The 15,826-nt window shown below is 64.8% G+C and carries 14 protein-coding genes and 1 pseudogene; 8 read left to right on the forward strand and 7 right to left on the reverse strand.

Going from position 1 to position 15,826, the window contains the following annotated elements; translation table 11 throughout:
- Positions 1 to 1,025: pseudogene (locus tag ASF65_RS11905) on the forward strand (IS3 family transposase); the annotation flags it as partial.
- A gap of 2,698 nt (positions 1,026 to 3,723) precedes the next feature.
- Here the strand turns inward: ASF65_RS11905 and ASF65_RS11910 are convergent.
- The 3 genes from ASF65_RS11910 to ASF65_RS11920 all read right to left on the reverse strand — a co-directional run bounded on the left by ASF65_RS11910 (position 3,724) and on the right by ASF65_RS11920 (position 5,613).
- Positions 3,724 to 4,032: a hypothetical protein gene (locus tag ASF65_RS11910; protein ID WP_055889394.1), complete on the reverse strand. Its 309-nt coding sequence runs from the start codon at positions 4,030 to 4,032 to the stop codon at positions 3,724 to 3,726.
- A 56-nt stretch (positions 4,033 to 4,088) separates the two neighbouring features.
- On the reverse strand, positions 4,089 to 4,568 hold the full coding sequence (locus ASF65_RS11915; RefSeq protein WP_055889397.1) for a ribonuclease H: 480 nt from the start codon (positions 4,566 to 4,568) through the stop codon (positions 4,089 to 4,091).
- A 733-nt stretch (positions 4,569 to 5,301) separates the two neighbouring features.
- The gene (locus ASF65_RS11920; protein WP_055889399.1) at positions 5,302 to 5,613 is read right to left on the reverse strand and encodes a helix-turn-helix transcriptional regulator; all 312 of its coding nucleotides are present in this window, start codon (positions 5,611 to 5,613) and stop codon (positions 5,302 to 5,304) included.
- A gap of 192 nt (positions 5,614 to 5,805) precedes the next feature.
- On the opposite strand from ASF65_RS11920, the gene ASF65_RS11925 reads away from it, so the two are divergent.
- Positions 5,806 to 6,462: a hypothetical protein gene (locus ASF65_RS11925; RefSeq protein ID WP_055889402.1), complete on the forward strand. Its 657-nt coding sequence runs from the start codon at positions 5,806 to 5,808 to the stop codon at positions 6,460 to 6,462.
- Positions 6,463 to 6,844: 382 nt separating this feature from the next.
- Positions 6,845 to 8,797, forward strand: a complete 1,953-nt coding sequence (locus tag ASF65_RS11930) for an AAA family ATPase (protein ID WP_055889405.1) — start codon at positions 6,845 to 6,847, stop codon at positions 8,795 to 8,797.
- Positions 8,798 to 9,004: 207 nt separating this feature from the next.
- Here ASF65_RS11930 and ASF65_RS11935 read toward each other — a convergent pair whose 3' ends face one another.
- Positions 9,005 to 9,427 carry a MarR family transcriptional regulator gene (locus ASF65_RS11935; protein ID WP_156369283.1) on the reverse strand — a complete coding sequence of 141 codons (423 nt, stop codon included), beginning with the start codon at positions 9,425 to 9,427 and terminating at the stop codon, positions 9,005 to 9,007.
- 92 nt (positions 9,428 to 9,519) lie between these two features.
- Between ASF65_RS11935 and ASF65_RS11940 the strand changes: the two genes are divergently transcribed.
- Positions 9,520 to 9,885: a VOC family protein gene (locus ASF65_RS11940; RefSeq protein WP_055889409.1), complete on the forward strand. Its 366-nt coding sequence runs from the start codon at positions 9,520 to 9,522 to the stop codon at positions 9,883 to 9,885.
- A 2-nt stretch (positions 9,886 to 9,887) separates the two neighbouring features.
- On the opposite strand, the gene ASF65_RS11945 is transcribed toward ASF65_RS11940, so the two are convergent.
- Positions 9,888 to 10,652 (reverse strand): helix-turn-helix transcriptional regulator, encoded by a 765-nt coding sequence (locus ASF65_RS11945; protein WP_244486641.1) that lies wholly within the window; start codon positions 10,650 to 10,652, stop codon positions 9,888 to 9,890.
- 101 nt (positions 10,653 to 10,753) lie between these two features.
- Here ASF65_RS11945 and ASF65_RS11950 point away from each other — a divergent pair, with 101 nt between their 5' ends.
- From ASF65_RS11950 to ASF65_RS11965, 3 genes are all read left to right on the forward strand, one after another.
- Entirely contained in the window at positions 10,754 to 11,665 is a 912-nt protein-coding gene (locus ASF65_RS11950; protein WP_055889412.1) for an NADP-dependent oxidoreductase, read from the forward strand.
- 622 nt (positions 11,666 to 12,287) lie between these two features.
- The gene (locus tag ASF65_RS11960) at positions 12,288 to 12,869 is read left to right on the forward strand and encodes a DUF1349 domain-containing protein (protein WP_055889417.1); all 582 of its coding nucleotides are present in this window, start codon (positions 12,288 to 12,290) and stop codon (positions 12,867 to 12,869) included.
- 247 nt (positions 12,870 to 13,116) lie between these two features.
- A complete protein-coding gene (locus tag ASF65_RS11965; RefSeq protein WP_055889420.1) occupies positions 13,117 to 13,581 on the forward strand; it encodes a VOC family protein in 465 nt (154 codons plus the stop codon).
- Between the two features lie 234 nt (positions 13,582 to 13,815).
- Here the strand turns inward: ASF65_RS11965 and ASF65_RS11970 are convergent, their stop codons facing one another.
- A complete protein-coding gene (locus ASF65_RS11970; protein WP_055889424.1) occupies positions 13,816 to 14,337 on the reverse strand; it encodes a GNAT family N-acetyltransferase in 522 nt (173 codons plus the stop codon).
- Positions 14,338 to 14,390: 53 nt separating this feature from the next.
- Entirely contained in the window at positions 14,391 to 15,260 is an 870-nt protein-coding gene (locus ASF65_RS11975) for a helix-turn-helix transcriptional regulator (RefSeq protein ID WP_055889427.1), read from the reverse strand.
- 106 nt (positions 15,261 to 15,366) lie between these two features.
- Here ASF65_RS11975 and ASF65_RS11980 point away from each other — a divergent pair, with 106 nt between their 5' ends.
- Positions 15,367 to 15,765, forward strand: a complete 399-nt coding sequence (locus tag ASF65_RS11980) for a nuclear transport factor 2 family protein (RefSeq protein WP_055889429.1) — start codon at positions 15,367 to 15,369, stop codon at positions 15,763 to 15,765.
- The last annotated feature ends 61 nt before the right edge of the window (positions 15,766 to 15,826 follow it).

A 15,826-nucleotide genomic window follows, 5' to 3' on the forward strand; every position in this document is an offset into this window, starting at 1 on the left:
CGCAAAGCAGTGTCGGATCTGACGTTGGAGAAGCTGATCCTCAAAGAGGCCGCCTCGGGAAACTGGTGAGCCCCTCCCGCCGTCGCCGATGCATCGAGCACGTCATGAAGAAGTATGGCGTAAAGGAGCGTTTGGCGTGCCGGGTCCTGGGGCAGCACCGGTCAACACAGCGCAAGGCGCCCAAAGGGCGAGCCGACGATGCGGCGCTGACGGCCGATATCATCGAGTTGGCGGCGCAGTATGGACGCTATGGCTATCCCCTTGGCCGACAAGCGATTGCTCGCAATCGCTGATAGGCGTCGGATCACGGCCTTGCTTCGCGAGGCTGGCTGGCTCGTGAACGTGAAACGAGTGGAGCGCATTTGGCGGCAGGAAGGTCTGAAGGTGCCGGTTAGGCAGCCCAAGCGCGGCCGGCTCTGGCTGAACGACGGCTCGTGCGTGCGGCTTCGGCCTGAGCGACCCAACCACGTCTGAGCCTACGACTTTGTGGAGGATCGCACGCACAACGGCCGCAAGTTCCGCATGCTCAGCGACAAACGCTGCGCGTTTGCGCCGACGTCGTCGACGAGTTCACTCGGGAATGCCTCGCCATCCGGATCGACCGGAAGTTGAGATCCTCGGACGTCATCGACGTTCTGTCCGACCTCTTCATCCTGCGCGGCGTGCCGGGACACATCCGCTCCGACAACGGCCCGGAGTTCATCGCCAAGGCGGTTCGCGACTGGATCACGGCGGTCGGGGCGAGGACGGCGTTCATCGAGCCTAGTCGTCCGTGGGAGAACGGCTATTGCGAAAGCTTCAACTCCAAGCTTCGCGACGAGCTGTTGAACGGCGAGATCTTCTACAGCCTTGCCGAGGCCCGCATCGTCATCGAGGGCTGGCGGCAGCATTACAACACGAAGCGACCGCACTCCTCACTTGGCTACCGTCCACCGGCTCCTGCCGCCGCGCCATGGCCGGCTGCGCAACACCAACCCGCTTCGCCGGCCACCTCAACCGTCGCCGACAAGCCCACCATGCATTAGATTTGAACCGGGCCACCTAACGGGGGCAGGCCAGTACCGAGCGCTTGAAACTATGGTTCACCCACAAGCCCAGGGCCAACGCATAACGCCAGCTGACGTCGCATGCTACATTGGTTACGCTCTCTGGACCCCTCCAAGCAGCAGTTCCCAGCGGCCACGTGATACAGTAACGTCTGGAAGCGGTATAGGTCTGCACGACCAAGCTCTCGCTCAATAGGAGCAAAGGAGAAACGCTAATCGAGCGTTAAGGTCGGGGATATGGATAGTCTACCGCAACCAGAGGCGCTGCTATTGGCTCCGGCGCGGTTTGTCTGGCATCTGGTTCAAGCCAATCTCGATGCGTTAGCCTTACCGCAGCGACCATCTCCACATCAGGTTTTGCACACTCGACCACCGACGACAGGCCATACCGGCTGCGAGCATAGTGCAAGCCTGCGGTTCGCGACGATGCGTGCCCTGCGAGAGCCGCAACGCCGGCTTGGTCCATCACCTGCTTTGCCGATGCCAGACAGACGTGCCTCAATGTGTAGAAACAGACCCGCCGAATTTTGAGTTTGCGGCAGTGGCGCGCTAGGCGAGACGAGAGGCGGCTCAGGACTAATACGGCATTCGATTGTTTGCAGAGCCGTTTGAACCACCCGATCGTTTCTTCAAACGACAGCGCAAAGGGTACCTCATCGAACCTGTACTTGGGCACGCTCGCCCGCCGATATGTACCAACAGACCGGCCGTTCGTTGCCTTTCCGCATCGCGCAACGACTGCATTGCCTTCGAGATGAACGGCTTCGAATTCGCAGGGTCGCAGACCCACGTGCAAATTGCAGGCGATCAAATTGCCAAGAAGAGCGTTTTCTGTGGCCCCCTCGCGGAGGCGACGCAGCAGCCTTTCAAGGTCCGTCAGGCGAAGCGTCTTCCGCTTCTTTGCTGACGTACGGCGGAGCCGAGGTTTTGGCGCCGGCTCCGGCCCTTGTCTCAGTAGAGTACGAAGTGCCTCGACCTGGGGTTCGGGTGTGCCCCCTGCCTCCTCCTGTTCCAAACGCAGGCGCAACGCCGCTCGATACTGGCGGATCGTGGACGGTGCCCAGCGCCCATGAGAACGCGAAAACCAGTTGATGAGAGAAACGAGTGTTTGCGGCTGATCGGTTTCGCTTTCCGCCTGAGCCCATAAATGACCGATACGCTTCACATAAGCAAAGACTGTGGATTCCGTCCGAGAAGGCACTCTTCCGGTCGCGTCCCGGTCATTCCCTGCCATGTGACGTCTCCTATCGTTACATGACGATCATTGCACGTATCCGTGCAATCAGGAACGGGGCCAAAACACAGATTTAAGGCGACGGGGAGAATCATCGCAGCGACAATTGACAACGCGACGAAGCATTCAAGAATCGCAAAACGGTTTTTTCGAATCGCCGATCGTCCACCTCCAATTGGAGAAAAAATGCTCCAGCCAGTGGAGCGGATCCTTCGGGCTGAACAGGATCAGGTGTTTTGTTTGACCGTCCGAGGAGTGTGTTAGACCTTGGATTGCACCGGGCTGAAACAGCTGAGGGGTGAACGGAACCTTCGGCCAATGTGTATCTGATCAAGGAATCGAGGGTGGTGCTCGACAACGTCGGCGAAGGTCTCGAAGGCCATCGGGTAGACGTCCTCGACCTTCAGTGTCTTTGGGAAGCTTTCCGCCTTGGCGTTGTCATACGGGTTTCCGCGGCGTCCCATCGAGCTGAGAAGGCGACGGGCAAAGAGCAACTGCCGGTAGGACCCGGCCGCATGTTGCGAGCCGCGATCGGAGTGATGAAGGCAGCCAAACGGCGGTCTTCGCCCTTCGATGGTGACATGGAAGGGCGATCAACGTAAGTGCTGGCGGCGTCGACGGCGGAAACCACATCCGTTCAGCGTTCGGCAGTTCCACCACCAACATCCCGACCTCATCATCGTGCGCAACGCAAGCCAGAGGCGCCGCGATGACCGCATGCATTAAGACCGGTTACGTCACGACCCATGACTTTCAGTCCGAAACGTCCGGAGCCAAGTCCCCAACTGCGAGCGAAAAAGCCCGCGACGGCGCGCCGTTGCCGACAAGAAGAGAGGACCGGAAAAGCTCTCCATCCAAACTCGGAGCTACCCACCTTCGCTTCGACGACGACGCATTCCCATGTCCGCAATCTCCAGCCGACCGAAGGCATTGTGCTTATGGCGATCCATACGCGCAGTATCTTGACCCATGGGTCAGTTTGGAACGCGGCTCTGGCCTGATGCGTACCACACATGGGTTAGCGCGCGACGTGTCCATTACGTTGGTGCCCCAGAGAGCCGCACTCCGCTCACCCCCCTCTTGTTCCCCCGTATGTTCCAATGCTAGAAACCTTTCAGAAATGCTATCGACCAGAGTATTGATTTTGGTAGGTTTTTTCGGGTCAAGGGTTAGAATCCTCCTCCCTCCGCCATTCGACCGTTCGCGTCGTTGCAAAGATCCTAGATCTGCCAAAGCGCCAAGACCCGCGGAAGAGCCTGCGCATAGCTCGCAGATGCTGCGAGCGATCGCGGACATGCGCTCATCCGAAACGATAGATCCGAGATCACGGTCCGGCGGAACGGATGAAGGTTAGCCTTCGGCGCCAGCCAAGCGGCACGCCTCGCGGAATGACGGGGGCCGAACGGTGATCCCGCGCATCGCGCCGGCGCGCCCCGCTGCCGGTCAGAGCGTCTGGATTTCTCCGGCTGCGACCTCGGCGCTGATGTCGATGAGGCATGTCGCACCGCCTGTTACCGGATCGCCGCCCCAGCGCACGACATCGGCCGCCGGCAGCTCGATCTTGTAGCGCTTCTTCGACCGCTCGACGCCGGAACGCGTCGCCGTCTCCTTCCAGGCGACCGTCCCGCGATAGCGGTCAGGTGGCAGGACGATGTTCCCGTCGATCCGGGTATCGACCGAGACGAGAAAGTCCATCGGCCCGCCCATCACACGCGAGCCCTTGCGCAGTCTCGGGGCTGCGTTGGCTTTCATGGAAATGTTCGCCCCGACCGAGCCGCCAAGGTCCGGCCTCCGTTCGTCCTCATGCTTCACCTCGATCGTCGCCCAACGGACTCAAGCCTCTCATGCGCCATCACGGCCCGCCGCGCCAGGGCATCCACTTCGTCGTTTTCCGCATGACCCACATGAGCCTTCACCCACGTCCACGCGATCTCGCGCCCGGCAATCAGGGCGTCGAGGTCCTGCCAGAGGTCTCGGTTGGGCACCTTGCGCCCTTCGAAGTTCTTCCAGCCCCGCGACTTCCACGGGCGCACCCATTCGGTGATGCCGCGGATCAAATACTGGCTGTCGGTGACGATCGTCGCCGTCCCTTGCGGGAAAGCCTTCAGCGCCTCGATTGCGGCCGTCATCTCCATCCGGTTGTTCGTGGTCTGCGGGACGCTGCCGGACAGGACGACCGGCTCGGCCATGCTGCCGTCGTCCCGGATCAGCCGGATCACCGCGGCCCAGCCGCCGAGAGCCGAACGGCCGGCGCAGGAGCCGTCGGTGTGGATCACCGCATGACACATTCGGTCGGCCGGCCTCGTTCGGGCACCGCACGAACCTGGGAAACCATCCGGCGTCCTCCCCGTCCGATCGATCCGCTGAAAGGAGATGGTGATCCCAGTAGGATTCGAACCTACGACCCCCAGATTAGGAATCTGGTGCTCTTTTTCGAGGTTACCGACTTTTACCGAACGTAGGGCAGGAGTGGATTGGTAGGGGGCGGCGCGCCCCTCAAAGCGCCGTAGCCGCCCCTTACCAATCCCCACTCAGAACAAGGCACCTGGACCCGACCGCAGGTCGGGCTTTGAGAGCCCTCAAGCGACGGCTTGCAATCCGACCCCGCCTTCCGTTTCCGACGTCCCAGCGACACGGCCACGGGCGCCGGAACCCGGCTCAGAGCCGCTCGAGTCCGAAAAAATGGACGCCCCATTGCTCGGCGGCCAGCAGGATTCCGCAGTCCCGGATCCCTTCGATCGTCACCCGCAGCGGCTGTCGGGGCAGCAGATCGGGTACGACCCGCAAGGATTCACACGCGACCATGGCGGGAGCCGGCGGAAGAGGTGGCGGCGGCCCGTCGCCGCAGCCCGCGAGGGTTCCGCGCATCGGCGACCGGGACGGCCAGCGGACCGACGGAGACGTTTCCGCAGCAGTTCCGGCCCGTGGGCGGGCACGCCCGCCCCGGTCGCGGATGCGTCCGGTGTCGAGGTCGTCGGAAAACCGCCGGGAGGTCCGTTCGCGACGGCGTGCGGCCGAGCCTCAGCCGGGCGCCTCGACCTTCTTCTTCTTGCGGCTCCGCGCCTGCGCCGAGCGCGTCCGCGTCCAGCCCGCCGCGACGTCCCGCGTGACGCGTAGGCCGGGGCCGTGGAACTCGGTCTCCCCGATGAAGACGACGCCCGCGGCCTCCAGTGCCTGCTTCACGTTCTCCATCGTCGACAGCATGCAGTCCCCCTTTCCCGCCTCCATGTTCAGCAGCGAGCGGCGGGCGACCTTGGCCTTTTCGGCAAGGTCCTCGAGGGACAGGTCGGCCAGCAGTCGGGCGGCTCGCAGGAGGTTGGGATCGACGGGCATCGCGGCGGAGATTCGCTCACGGGACGCTCATGTCAACAATTACGCTGATAGTGCACTCGGGTATCCCAACAGGGTATTTGGTTGCACCAAAACCTGCGCTGTCGTAAGGAATCGCGGCCGGCCCATGCCAGGGTGATTCGCGGGCCGCCACCGGGCCGGCGGCCCTGCCGCGCCGAGACGGGAGTTCGCGACGTGCCCTCCGTACCGACCGCCCTCGAAGAGATCCTCGGCATGGCGCAGGCCCGCCGCGACCGCGCGGCTGCCCGCGCGGCGGACGGGGAGCGGCGCGGGGCGGCCGCGTCCGGTTCGGTCCTCCCCTCCGCCGACCAGCTCCTGCACGGGCATCCCCCGCTGGGCGGCGACATCCGGACCGACATCCAAGAATTCGTGGGCTCCGTGCCCGATGGCTCGGTGGACCGCGAAGCCGCCGCATCCCTCCGCGCCCTGTCGGACGCCGCCCGGCGTGCCGCGCCGGGCGGCGGGGTCGACGGGGTTGCGGTCCTCGCGGCCTTGCGGGCATGCCGCATCGCGCCGCCGTCGGACCCCGACGGGACGTTGCGCCTGCGCTGCGTCATCTACGCCGCCCTGCTCGGCGACGCGGAAGCGGCGCTGGCGGTCGCGGGCGAGGCGGCCCTCCTGGCCTACGTGCAGGACTGGCACCTCGAGGGGGACGGTACGGAACTCGTGTGGCAGGCGGCGGCCTGGGCGGCGTTCGGCTCGTCTCGCCTCGGCCCCCTGCGGCGCCTTCCGTGGCCGATCAGCGAGATGGGGTTGACGAGGGACCGCATCGACGCGTTCGCCGACGAGTTCCGGCTGAAGGTTTCTCGCCACCTTCCGGAGCTCGAGTGAGCGTGCGGCACCGACGTGGAACCTCCCGCAATGACCCATGGCCGGCTAGCGCCCGTCTCGGCGGACGGACGGCTAGGCATGCATGGCCGCACGCCGCCACGTGCGTGACATGCCCGTCCGCGGCCAGGCCCGGCCGACCCATAAGTCCCTTTGACTGACCCTTCGCGAACCGTCAGTCCGAGGCCGTCGAAACGGCGGCCGCATCCAGGGCCATTCGAATGCCTACCATTTCTGCCATCGACCCTCGGCCGGTCGAACCCCGTCCCGAGGCCAGCCATGCCCCTGCCGCCAACCGAGATACTGGGCGAGCTCGAGCCCGTACGGTCATCGGCGAAGGGTCTCGCCGATCGGCGCCGCTGTCGCCCTTAGGGAGGACGTCGTCGTGAACCGCCGTCTCCGCCTCGATCCCGACGCGGGATCGCTCGCAAGCCGCCTAGTTCCCTCCGCGCGGATCGCGGACCACCTCCTTCGCGAAACCGTCGAGATTGCGGGCTTCACGCGTCTCCTCGAAGGCGCGGCGTGCGTCGTCGTCATCCACGGCGTCCGCCCGGCGGACGCGGTGACCGTCCACCAAGCTGCCCAGGACCTCATCGGGGGAACGCCGGACGACTCGTTCGCGCTCGACGCGATGGTTCGGGACTGGACGGATCCGAAGAGCCTACGCCCGAACCATGTCGAGCGGCTTCTGCTCGAGGCGAGCACCAGCACCCGGCCTATGGTCGTCCTCTGCCGGGCAAGGTCGGCGGTGCCCCCGGTCGTTTCGGCGGTGGCCGACGCGATGCTCCCGCTTGCCAAGCGCGAAGAGGCGATCGGGCATTTCGTCGCCGACTTCGCGGGGTTCGTCCCCGACGACGCGCTCATGACCCGGCTCGCGCGCCTGCCGCTGGCGTACCTAAACCTCCTCCTGCGGCCCGGCATGTCCCGCCACCGGATGTGGTCGGTTGCCGGTCGCCTCGGGCGTCATTCCTTCGTGGAGGAGGACGGGAAGCGGAACCCGAAAAAGGAGAAGGAAGGGGGAGCCGCAAGGACGGACCAGAAAGCCGCTCTGTCCGGGGATGCAAGGCCTGAACGCTTGGATGACCTGCCGGGCATGGGCGACGCGCGGAGCTGGGGGCAAGCCCTTGTGGACGACCTCGCCCGGTACCGCGCGGGCACGCTGCCTTGGGCCGACGTCGAGGCGGGCGTCCTCCTGCACGGGCGGCCAGGAACGGGCAAGACTCTGTTCGCCCGTGCGCTGGCGGGCTCCTGCGGGGTGCCGCTCCACGCCCACTCCTTCGCCTCCTGGCAGTCCCGCGGCCACTTGGGAGACCTCCTCAAGGCCATGCGCTCGGCGTTCGAGGAGGCGAGGAAGACTGCGCCGTCCATCCTGTTCCTGGACGAGCTCGACTCCGTCGGAAGCCGCGACGAGCAGCTCGGCGACCATGCCTCCTACCAACGCCAGGTCGTCAACGGTCTCCTCGAGTGCCTGGACGGTTCGACGGCGCGCCACGGGGTCGTCGTGGTCGGCGCCACCAACAACAGGGACGCGATCGATGCGGCAGTCCTGCGACCGGGACGGCTCGGCCGCCTGATCGAGGCCGCGCTTCCCGACCGAAACGGGCGGGCCGAGATCCTGCGCCACCACCTGCGGGATGACCTGCTAGGTATCGACCTCCTGGCCCTCGCGGAGGAAATCGGCGAGGCCTCGGGCGCAACGTTGGCGCAGGTCGTCCGCGAGGCACGCGGCTTCGCCCGACGGGAGGGGCGTGCCCTGGTTGCCGCCGACCTTTGGAATGCCCTCCCCGAGGGGACGCTGCTGTCGGACGCCGCCTTCCGCCGCCTGTGTGTCCACGAGGCGGGGCACGCCGTCGCCGGGCTGGAGCTCGCCGCGGTCTCAGGGCTGACGCCGACGAGGGTCGCCGTACTCCGCCGCATCCGGCATGCCGACGCGAACCGCACGGACTTCCGCGTGGTCGAGGGACACGACCACGCACGCGAGACCGTGGAGGCGCAGGTGTCGGTGCTGTTGGCCGGCATGGCCGCGGAGGAGGTGCTGCTCGGTTCCCGCGGCAGCGGCTCCGGCGGCACTCCCGAGGCCGACCTCGTGCGGGCAACGCGGCTCGCCGAGTCGATGGAGTTCTCGCTGGGCCTCGGGGAAGGCCTCCACTCCGTTCCCGCGGGCGCACTCTCGAAAGCCGTTGCCGCCGCCAGCGGCAACCCGGCGCTCAGGGATCGCGTCGAGCGTGTGCTCGAGCGGTGCCACCGGGAGGCGAGGTCGATCGTCGAGCGGAGGCGCGCAGAGGTCGAGGATCTTTCCAGGGCCTTGGCGGAGCGGTCGGTCGTCGACCTATCCTGACGGGTTTCCCCGCCTCCCGGTATCGAGCCGAACGGCCGGGCGGTGTTGCTCGCACGGTGCACGCAACGTGACCATGACCAGGACGCGGGTTCCGGTCGTCGCAACGTACCCTTCTACGACGCAATCGGGTGGTTTGCAGACGGTCTGCTTCAGGTTGCCCTCGCATGGGGAGCGGACGTTCTGAACTATGGGGTTGATGGTCAACCCTCAGCGAAGCGCTTCAGCAACTCGCAGCAGCATGGCCGCCACCACCTTGGGCTCCAACGGCGCCGCCGCGCTTCGTAGGCGCACCTCTGCATCGGCCACGATGCCCGTGGCCGCTGCGAGGACCTTCGCACCTGCCGCCGTCAATTCGGTCGTCTGGACCCGACCGTGTTCGGGATGGGGCGTGCGCGTGACATGGCCCGACCGCTCCAGCGTAACAAGGATCGCCTGCATCGTTTGGGGGGTGACGAAGGCGCGACGCGCGAGAGCAGCGTTCGATGCGCCAGGTTTCGCGTTCAGGAAGGCGAGGACTGCATACTGGGGCATCGTCAGCCCGATCTCCCGCAGTCCGGTATCGAGATGTGCCCGCAAGGCCTGTTGAGCCTGCTTCAGCGCGAACCCAATCGTTCCGTAGGGGTCGGCCATCACGGCGTCCGCGTTCTCGCTTGACATGTCAGTGTCCTTATATTTATCAGTGTCCTTACAATAGCAATCCAGCGAGTGAGAGGGAAGCCACGATGCCCCACCTGACCGGACCCGACTTCATCGGTATCCAAGTGCCCGACCTCGAAGCCGCCCGCGCGTTCTACTCGAATGTCGTCGGGCTCACGGTCGCCGACCGCAGTCCGCCCGGAGCCGTCGTCTTCGACACACAGCCCATTCCGTTCGCCGTGCGGACGCCCGTGATCGATCTGGGTGATCCCGCGAAGCTGGGCTGGGGCATCGCGCTCTGGTTCGGCTGTGACGATGCCGACGCCCTGCACGATCATCTCGTCGAGAAGGGCGTCGCCATCGAGTTTCCCCCAAAGGATGGACCGTTCGGCCGCTACTTCGCGTTCCGCGATCCGTTCGGCTACACCATCACGGCGCACACGGTGGCCTGACGCTATCCGAAGGCAGGGGCCCGATGCTCGGCGAAGGCGGTGGGGGTCGTCCCCGTGACCTGCCGGAAGGCGCACGAGAACGCCGCCGTGCTTGCGAAGCCGGTGGCGGCCGTGACCTGGGCGATCGGCTGGCCATGGGCGAGACGGTCCATCGCCTGCACAATACGGGCTCGCTGGCGCCACGCCTTGAACGTCAGTCCGGTCTCGACTGGGAAGAGTCGGCTCATCGAGCGGAGCGAGGTCGCGGCCCGCGATGCCGTTTCCGACGCGCTCAGCCTGTTCTGCGGATCACCCAGCGCGATCTCAACCACGCGCTTGCCTGCAGGACTCGAGGGAAGCGGCAGGAACGTCGGGGCGTCGGGCGCCTCGACGAGTTCGTGCAGCATTAGCTTCACGACCAGTTCCGCCTTCACGGCCGATGTCCCTGCGGCGAAGGCGGTGGTGAGCAGGCTCCCGAGCAACGGCGTGACGGGCAGGGCGAAGGCACGGGCGGGAAGACCCGGCGGTGACCAGGCACGCGTTACAGACGGTTGCCAGTGAACCAGCCAGAGTTCGGCGTCGGTCAGCACCTCCACCGTGTGCAGCAAGCCCGGCGGGATCCAGACCGCCAGTTGCGGCGGCACGAACCATCGCCCCTCGTTCGTCACGACCTGTACGACGCCCGACATCACGAAAGTGAGCTGTGCGTCCTCGTGAACGTGCATGGGGAACCCTGCGCCGCGAAGCTTCACGCCGCGGGATAGGGCGAAGGGCTGCGGCGTCTCCAATTTGGCCTTTCCGCGATGGCGATTGGCGGCTCATCGCTGAAACTCTCCTGTATCACCTCGCACATCGACGGGCCAGGGCCGGTCGCAACAGGAGCAAGACAATGAAGGCAGTGGTCATCAACGCCTATGGCGGCAACGAGGTGGTGCGGCTCCAGGAGGTCGAGCGTCCGACACCGGGGGCCGGCGAGGTTCTCGTGCGCGTCGAGGCGGCTGGGGTGAACCCGGTGGACTGGAAGATCCGGAACGGCGCTGGAGCCCGCATGGGGCTGACCCTGCCTTTCCATCTCGGCGGCGAGATTGCCGGCACGGTTGAAGCCTTCGGCAGCGGCGTCGACGGGTTCCAGGTGGGTGATGCGGTCTTCGGCATCATCGAGGCAGGCGGATTCGCTGAGTCTGCGATCGCAAAAGCCGTGGACCTGGCCCCGAAGCCCGTCAACCTCGACTTCGTCCAGGCGGCTGCCGTCCCCTTGGGTGCGTTGACGGCGTGGCAGGCTCTCTTCGACGTCGCAGCCCTTAAGCCCGGCCAGCGGCTTCTGGTCACGAACGGTTCGGGCGGCGTCGGCTCGTTGGCGGTGCAGATCGCGAAGGCCAAGGGTGTGCATGTCACCGCCATGGCCTCGGGCGCGAACGAGGCATATGTCCGCAGCCTCGGCGTCGACGCCTTCGTCGACCACGCGGCGCAGCCGTTCGAGGCGGTCGTCGGCGACATGGATGTCGTGTTCGACACGGTGGGCGGAGACACATTCTTGCGTGCGTTCGCCGTGCTCACGCCCACAGGCTTTCTCGTGACGGCAGTGGCCTTCCCCAGCGATGCCGATCGTCAGCGGGGCCCGAAGGTCGCACGGGTGCAGTGCAAGCCGAACGGCGCGCAACTCGCCTTCATCGGAGAGCTGGTCGAAGCGGGCCAGATCCGGGCGCGAGTGGCGACGGTGCTGCCGATGGAGAACGTCACCGACGCGTTGGACCTGTCGGAGAATGGCCGCCCGAAAGGCAAAATCGTCGTGAAGGCGTGATCAACCCGAGCGGACGATTCGTCGTATCGTCCGCTCTTGGGGTCAACCAACGGTGCCATGAACGGCAAACTTGGGTCGATAGCTGCCGGCTCGGCTGATCAGAGTCCCCTCTAGATCAAATGGGGGGTTAGGTTGCCGGTTTGTGCAGCTGCTGAAGCTTCTCCTGCGCCACTTGGAGGCACTCAGGGCAAAGGTCGATTTCGAAGCCTTCTGCGAGGCTGATGATCGCTGACGTGTCGAGAGGCATCAGGCAGGCATCGCACTTCAGATCGCGCTGATCCTGATGCCGGTTGGCCCGAATGAGCTTCTGCCGCAGCGCAGATTGTGAAGGGCGATCATCTTGCATGCGATAGAAGTAGCACGACGGCGTTGGATCGCAAGGACACGCCGAACCATGCGTCGGGGAATCAGCGGGCCAGAGTCCCCTGCAGATCAAACGGCGGGGTCGGTGGAAAGCGGTCGGACAGCTTTGGGGGTGGAGCCAGGGTAAGTAGCCGGGCCTGCATTGCAGCGTTCGATGGACCGTGCTCCGGTGCGTCGATCCGGTTCAGACATCGAGACTGGGCTAGAGGTCGCCGGGTTGGTGCGCCGGCACTAGGATCCAATCGAAGGACGAGGGTCGATGACGGATCTCAGAACAGGTGTATGGCTGAACGAACCAAAACAGGCTGAGCTTGGCCCCGACAGCCTCCAGATGGTGACCGACGAGCGGACCGACTTCTGGCGCGAGACGCATTACGGCTTCACGCGCGACAGCGGCCACTTCTTGGGACTGGAGACAGGCGACGGCTTCACCGCTCAACTGCGCATCCGGGCGAAGTTCGAAAGCCTTTACGACCAGGCCGGAATTATGGTCCGGCTCGACGAGCGGCACTGGATCAAGGCCGGGTTAGAATTCTCGGACGGACGTGCCCTCCTCGGCAGCGTCCTGACCAACGAGCGGTCCGACTGGGCAACGGGACGCTTCGACGGCGACCCCATGGACTTCTGGATGCGCGTGTCTCTGGCCCGCGGTGTCCTGCGCTTGCAAGCCTCGACCGATGGAAGGCTTTGGCCCCTCGTGCGGCTTTGTCCATTCCCGGAAGGCGTCAGCTACCAAGTCGGTCCAATGTGCTGCACGCCGGAGCGGGCGGGTTTGGCAGTGCATTTCTCAGATTGGACACTGACGAACCATCTTGGGAAGGATCTGCACGACCTTCGGTAGGGCGGCAACCCGAGGGCCTTCGAGAACGTCTGCTTCTCGTCGCGCTGTCCAGTCGTTCGGCGGTCCGAAAGGGGGTCGAATGCGGATGGACTGCTTCCCGGCGTCGGCTTCTTCGGCGCTCCATGGTTTGATCGAGTGGTTCGCGGACTGTCCGCTTCCAAATCGCAAATGTACCGAAGGGGTTGGGGTCGGAGATCGGCCACGACAAATTGCAGACGAGTGAGCCCTTCGGCGGTAGGATGTCCTCATGACTGAACACACGAGCATCCACGTGCGTCGCGCCGATCATGTCGGCTTCTCGGTCGCTTCCCTAGACGAGGCTCTTCGGTTCTGGGTCGACGGGCTCGGCGCGCAGCTTGTGCGGACCGGCGAGATGGGGGGTGAGTTCCTTGGTCAGGTCACAGGAGCGCATGGGGCACAGGTTCGCATGGCGATCGTCTCGCTGGCGGATCTGACAATCGAACTACTGGAATATCGGGGGCTGGCTCGGCCAGCCGTGCCGGCCAAGCCGTTCGACCCCGGCTTTGCGCATTTGGCCCTCGTGGTCGATGACATCGACGCGCTGCTGGTGCGGATCGCCGCCTACGGCTGGAAGGCGCAGGGCATTCCGCAGCCGATCGCAAGCGGTGCGCGCGCTGGAACGCGCGTGATCTACGCTGTTGGCCCGGACGGCGCGACGATCGAGTTCATGCAGCCGTCGGCCTCTGCCTAGGATTTGTGACGCCGCCGGGAGAGAGATCGCTTGCCACCCCGATCTGAAGTCGGCAGAGGCGCGGCGAGCGACCGCTTTAGAGAAGCCTAAACGGCAGCTTGGTCGACCGGGTTGGGTCGATTGCGGATGTACTGCTACCATGTGTCGGCTTCCTTTGAACGATCGGCTCAGCCGGGTAAAAACGTGTCGGCGGCTTTGAGCAGATATGAAAACGAAGTGGACGCAACGATGGGCCTACAATGTCCGTCGTTGCATCACGAATGAGCGCCAAGGAGCGCCATCATGCTCGTGTAGGCCCTCATCCGCCATACCGATTTTCAAAGCGACCCGGATCGATCCGGAGTTGTCTGGATCGATGTCAGCTACGATGCGATCGAGGTCCAGCGTTTCAAGCGCATATTCCAGCACGGGCTTGGCAGCTTCTGTCGCGAAGCCCTTTCCCCACACGTCTCGCTTGAACCGCCAGCCGATTTCGATCTCTGGTCCGGCACCGTCGCGTGGGATCAACAGTATCCATCCCAAGAAGCGATCTGGGTTCTCTTGCGAGAACACGGACCAGTAGCCAAACCCCCGGCCAAAGTTGGCAGTGATCCGTTCCCTGACGAACGCCTCGTGCCGTATGGGATCGGCCCAGGGTCCTGGAATGAACCTCGTTACGTCGGGGTCGCGATCCATCACTAGACACGCCTGAAGGTCGTCTAGCGTTCGCTGTTTCAACATGAGGCGAGCAGTATGAAATGTAGGCAAGGACGGCATACACAGCCCTTTTGACGTCGCGGCTTCTTGAGGATCACTATGCGCAACAACTTTCAAGAGGCATGAAACGTGTCCGCTATTGGACTGCGCAACGTGTCTTTAGAAGGCTGCAAAGGGTCCTGAGGCATTGCAAGCGCTTTACGGGTCGCCTCGTCGGCCGGGAGGAAGCCCTCCAGCGTCAGTTCAGCAAGCGTCACGTCGGCTGCCGTGCCGAAGACGGTACTTGTCGATAGAAATGACAGTCGTTGACCGGTTGACGGGTGCCTTAGGATCAAGGGCACCGCGATCGAGGCGGCCGGCATCACCGCGGATGACGCTTCTGATCGGTTGCTGAGGCCGGGTAGCGCCCGCAGCGTCTCGTGGAGGCGGGCCAGCTCCGGATCGCCTGACGCGGCGACGTCCCGACGCAGGCGCTCCAGAACGTGATGCCGCCATTCGGCAAGGTTGAGGATGAAGGGTGCGAGCCCGTCTGGCGACAGCGACAGGGTCAGGACGTCGACCCCAGCCTCGAGCAGGCGCGGCGCAACGCCTCGAAGGAGTGGCGGAAGGCCCTCGTTGGCGGCCACGAGACGCCAGTGTCGATCGACCGCGAGCGCCGGAAACGGCTCGAAGGCGCGAAGCACGGCGCGCACAGCTTCCATAGCGACGGCCATGTCCGCTTGGTCGAGCGCTCGCTCAGCAAAGACCGGGGCGAAGCCACCCGCGAGGAGGAGACGGTTGCGCTCGCGGAGCGGCAGCTCGAGTCGCTCGGCCAGGCGCAGGAGCATGTCGCGGCTCGGCCGCGAGCGACCACTCTCGACGAAGCTGAGATGACGCGCAGAGATGTCGGCGTACAAGGCAAGATCGAGCTGACTGAAGCGACGCCTGCTGCGCCAGTCGCGCAGGACGTCTCCCACCGTGTCGTTCGCAAGCGTCGTCGTCATCAAAGCGTTATTGCATGAGGTTCGCCATCCGCCCATGACCTCGGAGGTAATCGCCGGGCGGCGCTAGCCTCGTCATGCTCTGGGCTTCAACCTACAGGAGACCACGATGCGCACGGCCCGCGATATCGCCAACGACTATCTCACCCTTTGGAACGTGCCCGACCCAACCGAGCGACGGCAACGTCTCGAAGCGTGGCATCCGCAGGCCCGCTATCGTGATCCGCTGATGGAGGCTGAGGGCCGCGATGCTCTGGCCGCCATGGTGACATCGGCGCGGGAGCAATTGCCGGCTCTCGCCTTCTGCCTTAGCGGGACACCCGACGGGCACGGACCCTTCGTGCGCTTCTCCTGGACGCTTGAACCGGAGCACGGCCCATCAGTCGCCTTCGGCACCGATGTCGTGCGCCTCGACGCGTTGGGACGCATCGCTGAGGTGATTGGCTTTCTCGATTGTCAAACGGCCTGCAAAACTGACCCCGGATCGGCGTCCAACTTTGACCCCTGAGGCGTGAGGGTGCGGCCGCGGTTCCGATCTCCGTAGAGCCGTAGGCGGAGCGGAGATCGGA

It is taken from the genome of Aureimonas sp. Leaf324 (assembly GCF_001423245.1).
Taxonomy (GTDB): domain Bacteria; phylum Pseudomonadota; class Alphaproteobacteria; order Rhizobiales; family Rhizobiaceae; genus Aureimonas.

Coding starts and splice junctions, on each gene's coding strand:
- ASF65_RS11910 (WP_055889394.1), bottom strand. CDS start 4,032: ATGAAAGCCAACGCAGCCCCGAGACTGCGCAAGGGCTCGCGTGTGATG.
- ASF65_RS11915 (WP_055889397.1), bottom strand. CDS start 4,568: ATGTGTCATGCGGTGATCCACACCGACGGCTCCTGCGCCGGCCGTTCG.
- ASF65_RS11920 (WP_055889399.1), bottom strand. CDS start 5,613: ATGCCCGTCGATCCCAACCTCCTGCGAGCCGCCCGACTGCTGGCCGAC.
- ASF65_RS11935 (WP_156369283.1), bottom strand. CDS start 9,427: ATGGCCGACCCCTACGGAACGATTGGGTTCGCGCTGAAGCAGGCTCAA.
- ASF65_RS11940 (WP_055889409.1), top strand. CDS start 9,520: ATGCCCCACCTGACCGGACCCGACTTCATCGGTATCCAAGTGCCCGAC.
- ASF65_RS11950 (WP_055889412.1), top strand. CDS start 10,754: ATGAAGGCAGTGGTCATCAACGCCTATGGCGGCAACGAGGTGGTGCGG.
- ASF65_RS11960 (WP_055889417.1), top strand. CDS start 12,288: ATGACGGATCTCAGAACAGGTGTATGGCTGAACGAACCAAAACAGGCT.
- ASF65_RS11965 (WP_055889420.1), top strand. CDS start 13,117: ATGACTGAACACACGAGCATCCACGTGCGTCGCGCCGATCATGTCGGC.
- ASF65_RS11970 (WP_055889424.1), bottom strand. CDS start 14,337: ATGCCGTCCTTGCCTACATTTCATACTGCTCGCCTCATGTTGAAACAG.
- ASF65_RS11975 (WP_055889427.1), bottom strand. CDS start 15,260: ATGACGACGACGCTTGCGAACGACACGGTGGGAGACGTCCTGCGCGAC.
- ASF65_RS11980 (WP_055889429.1), top strand. CDS start 15,367: ATGCGCACGGCCCGCGATATCGCCAACGACTATCTCACCCTTTGGAAC.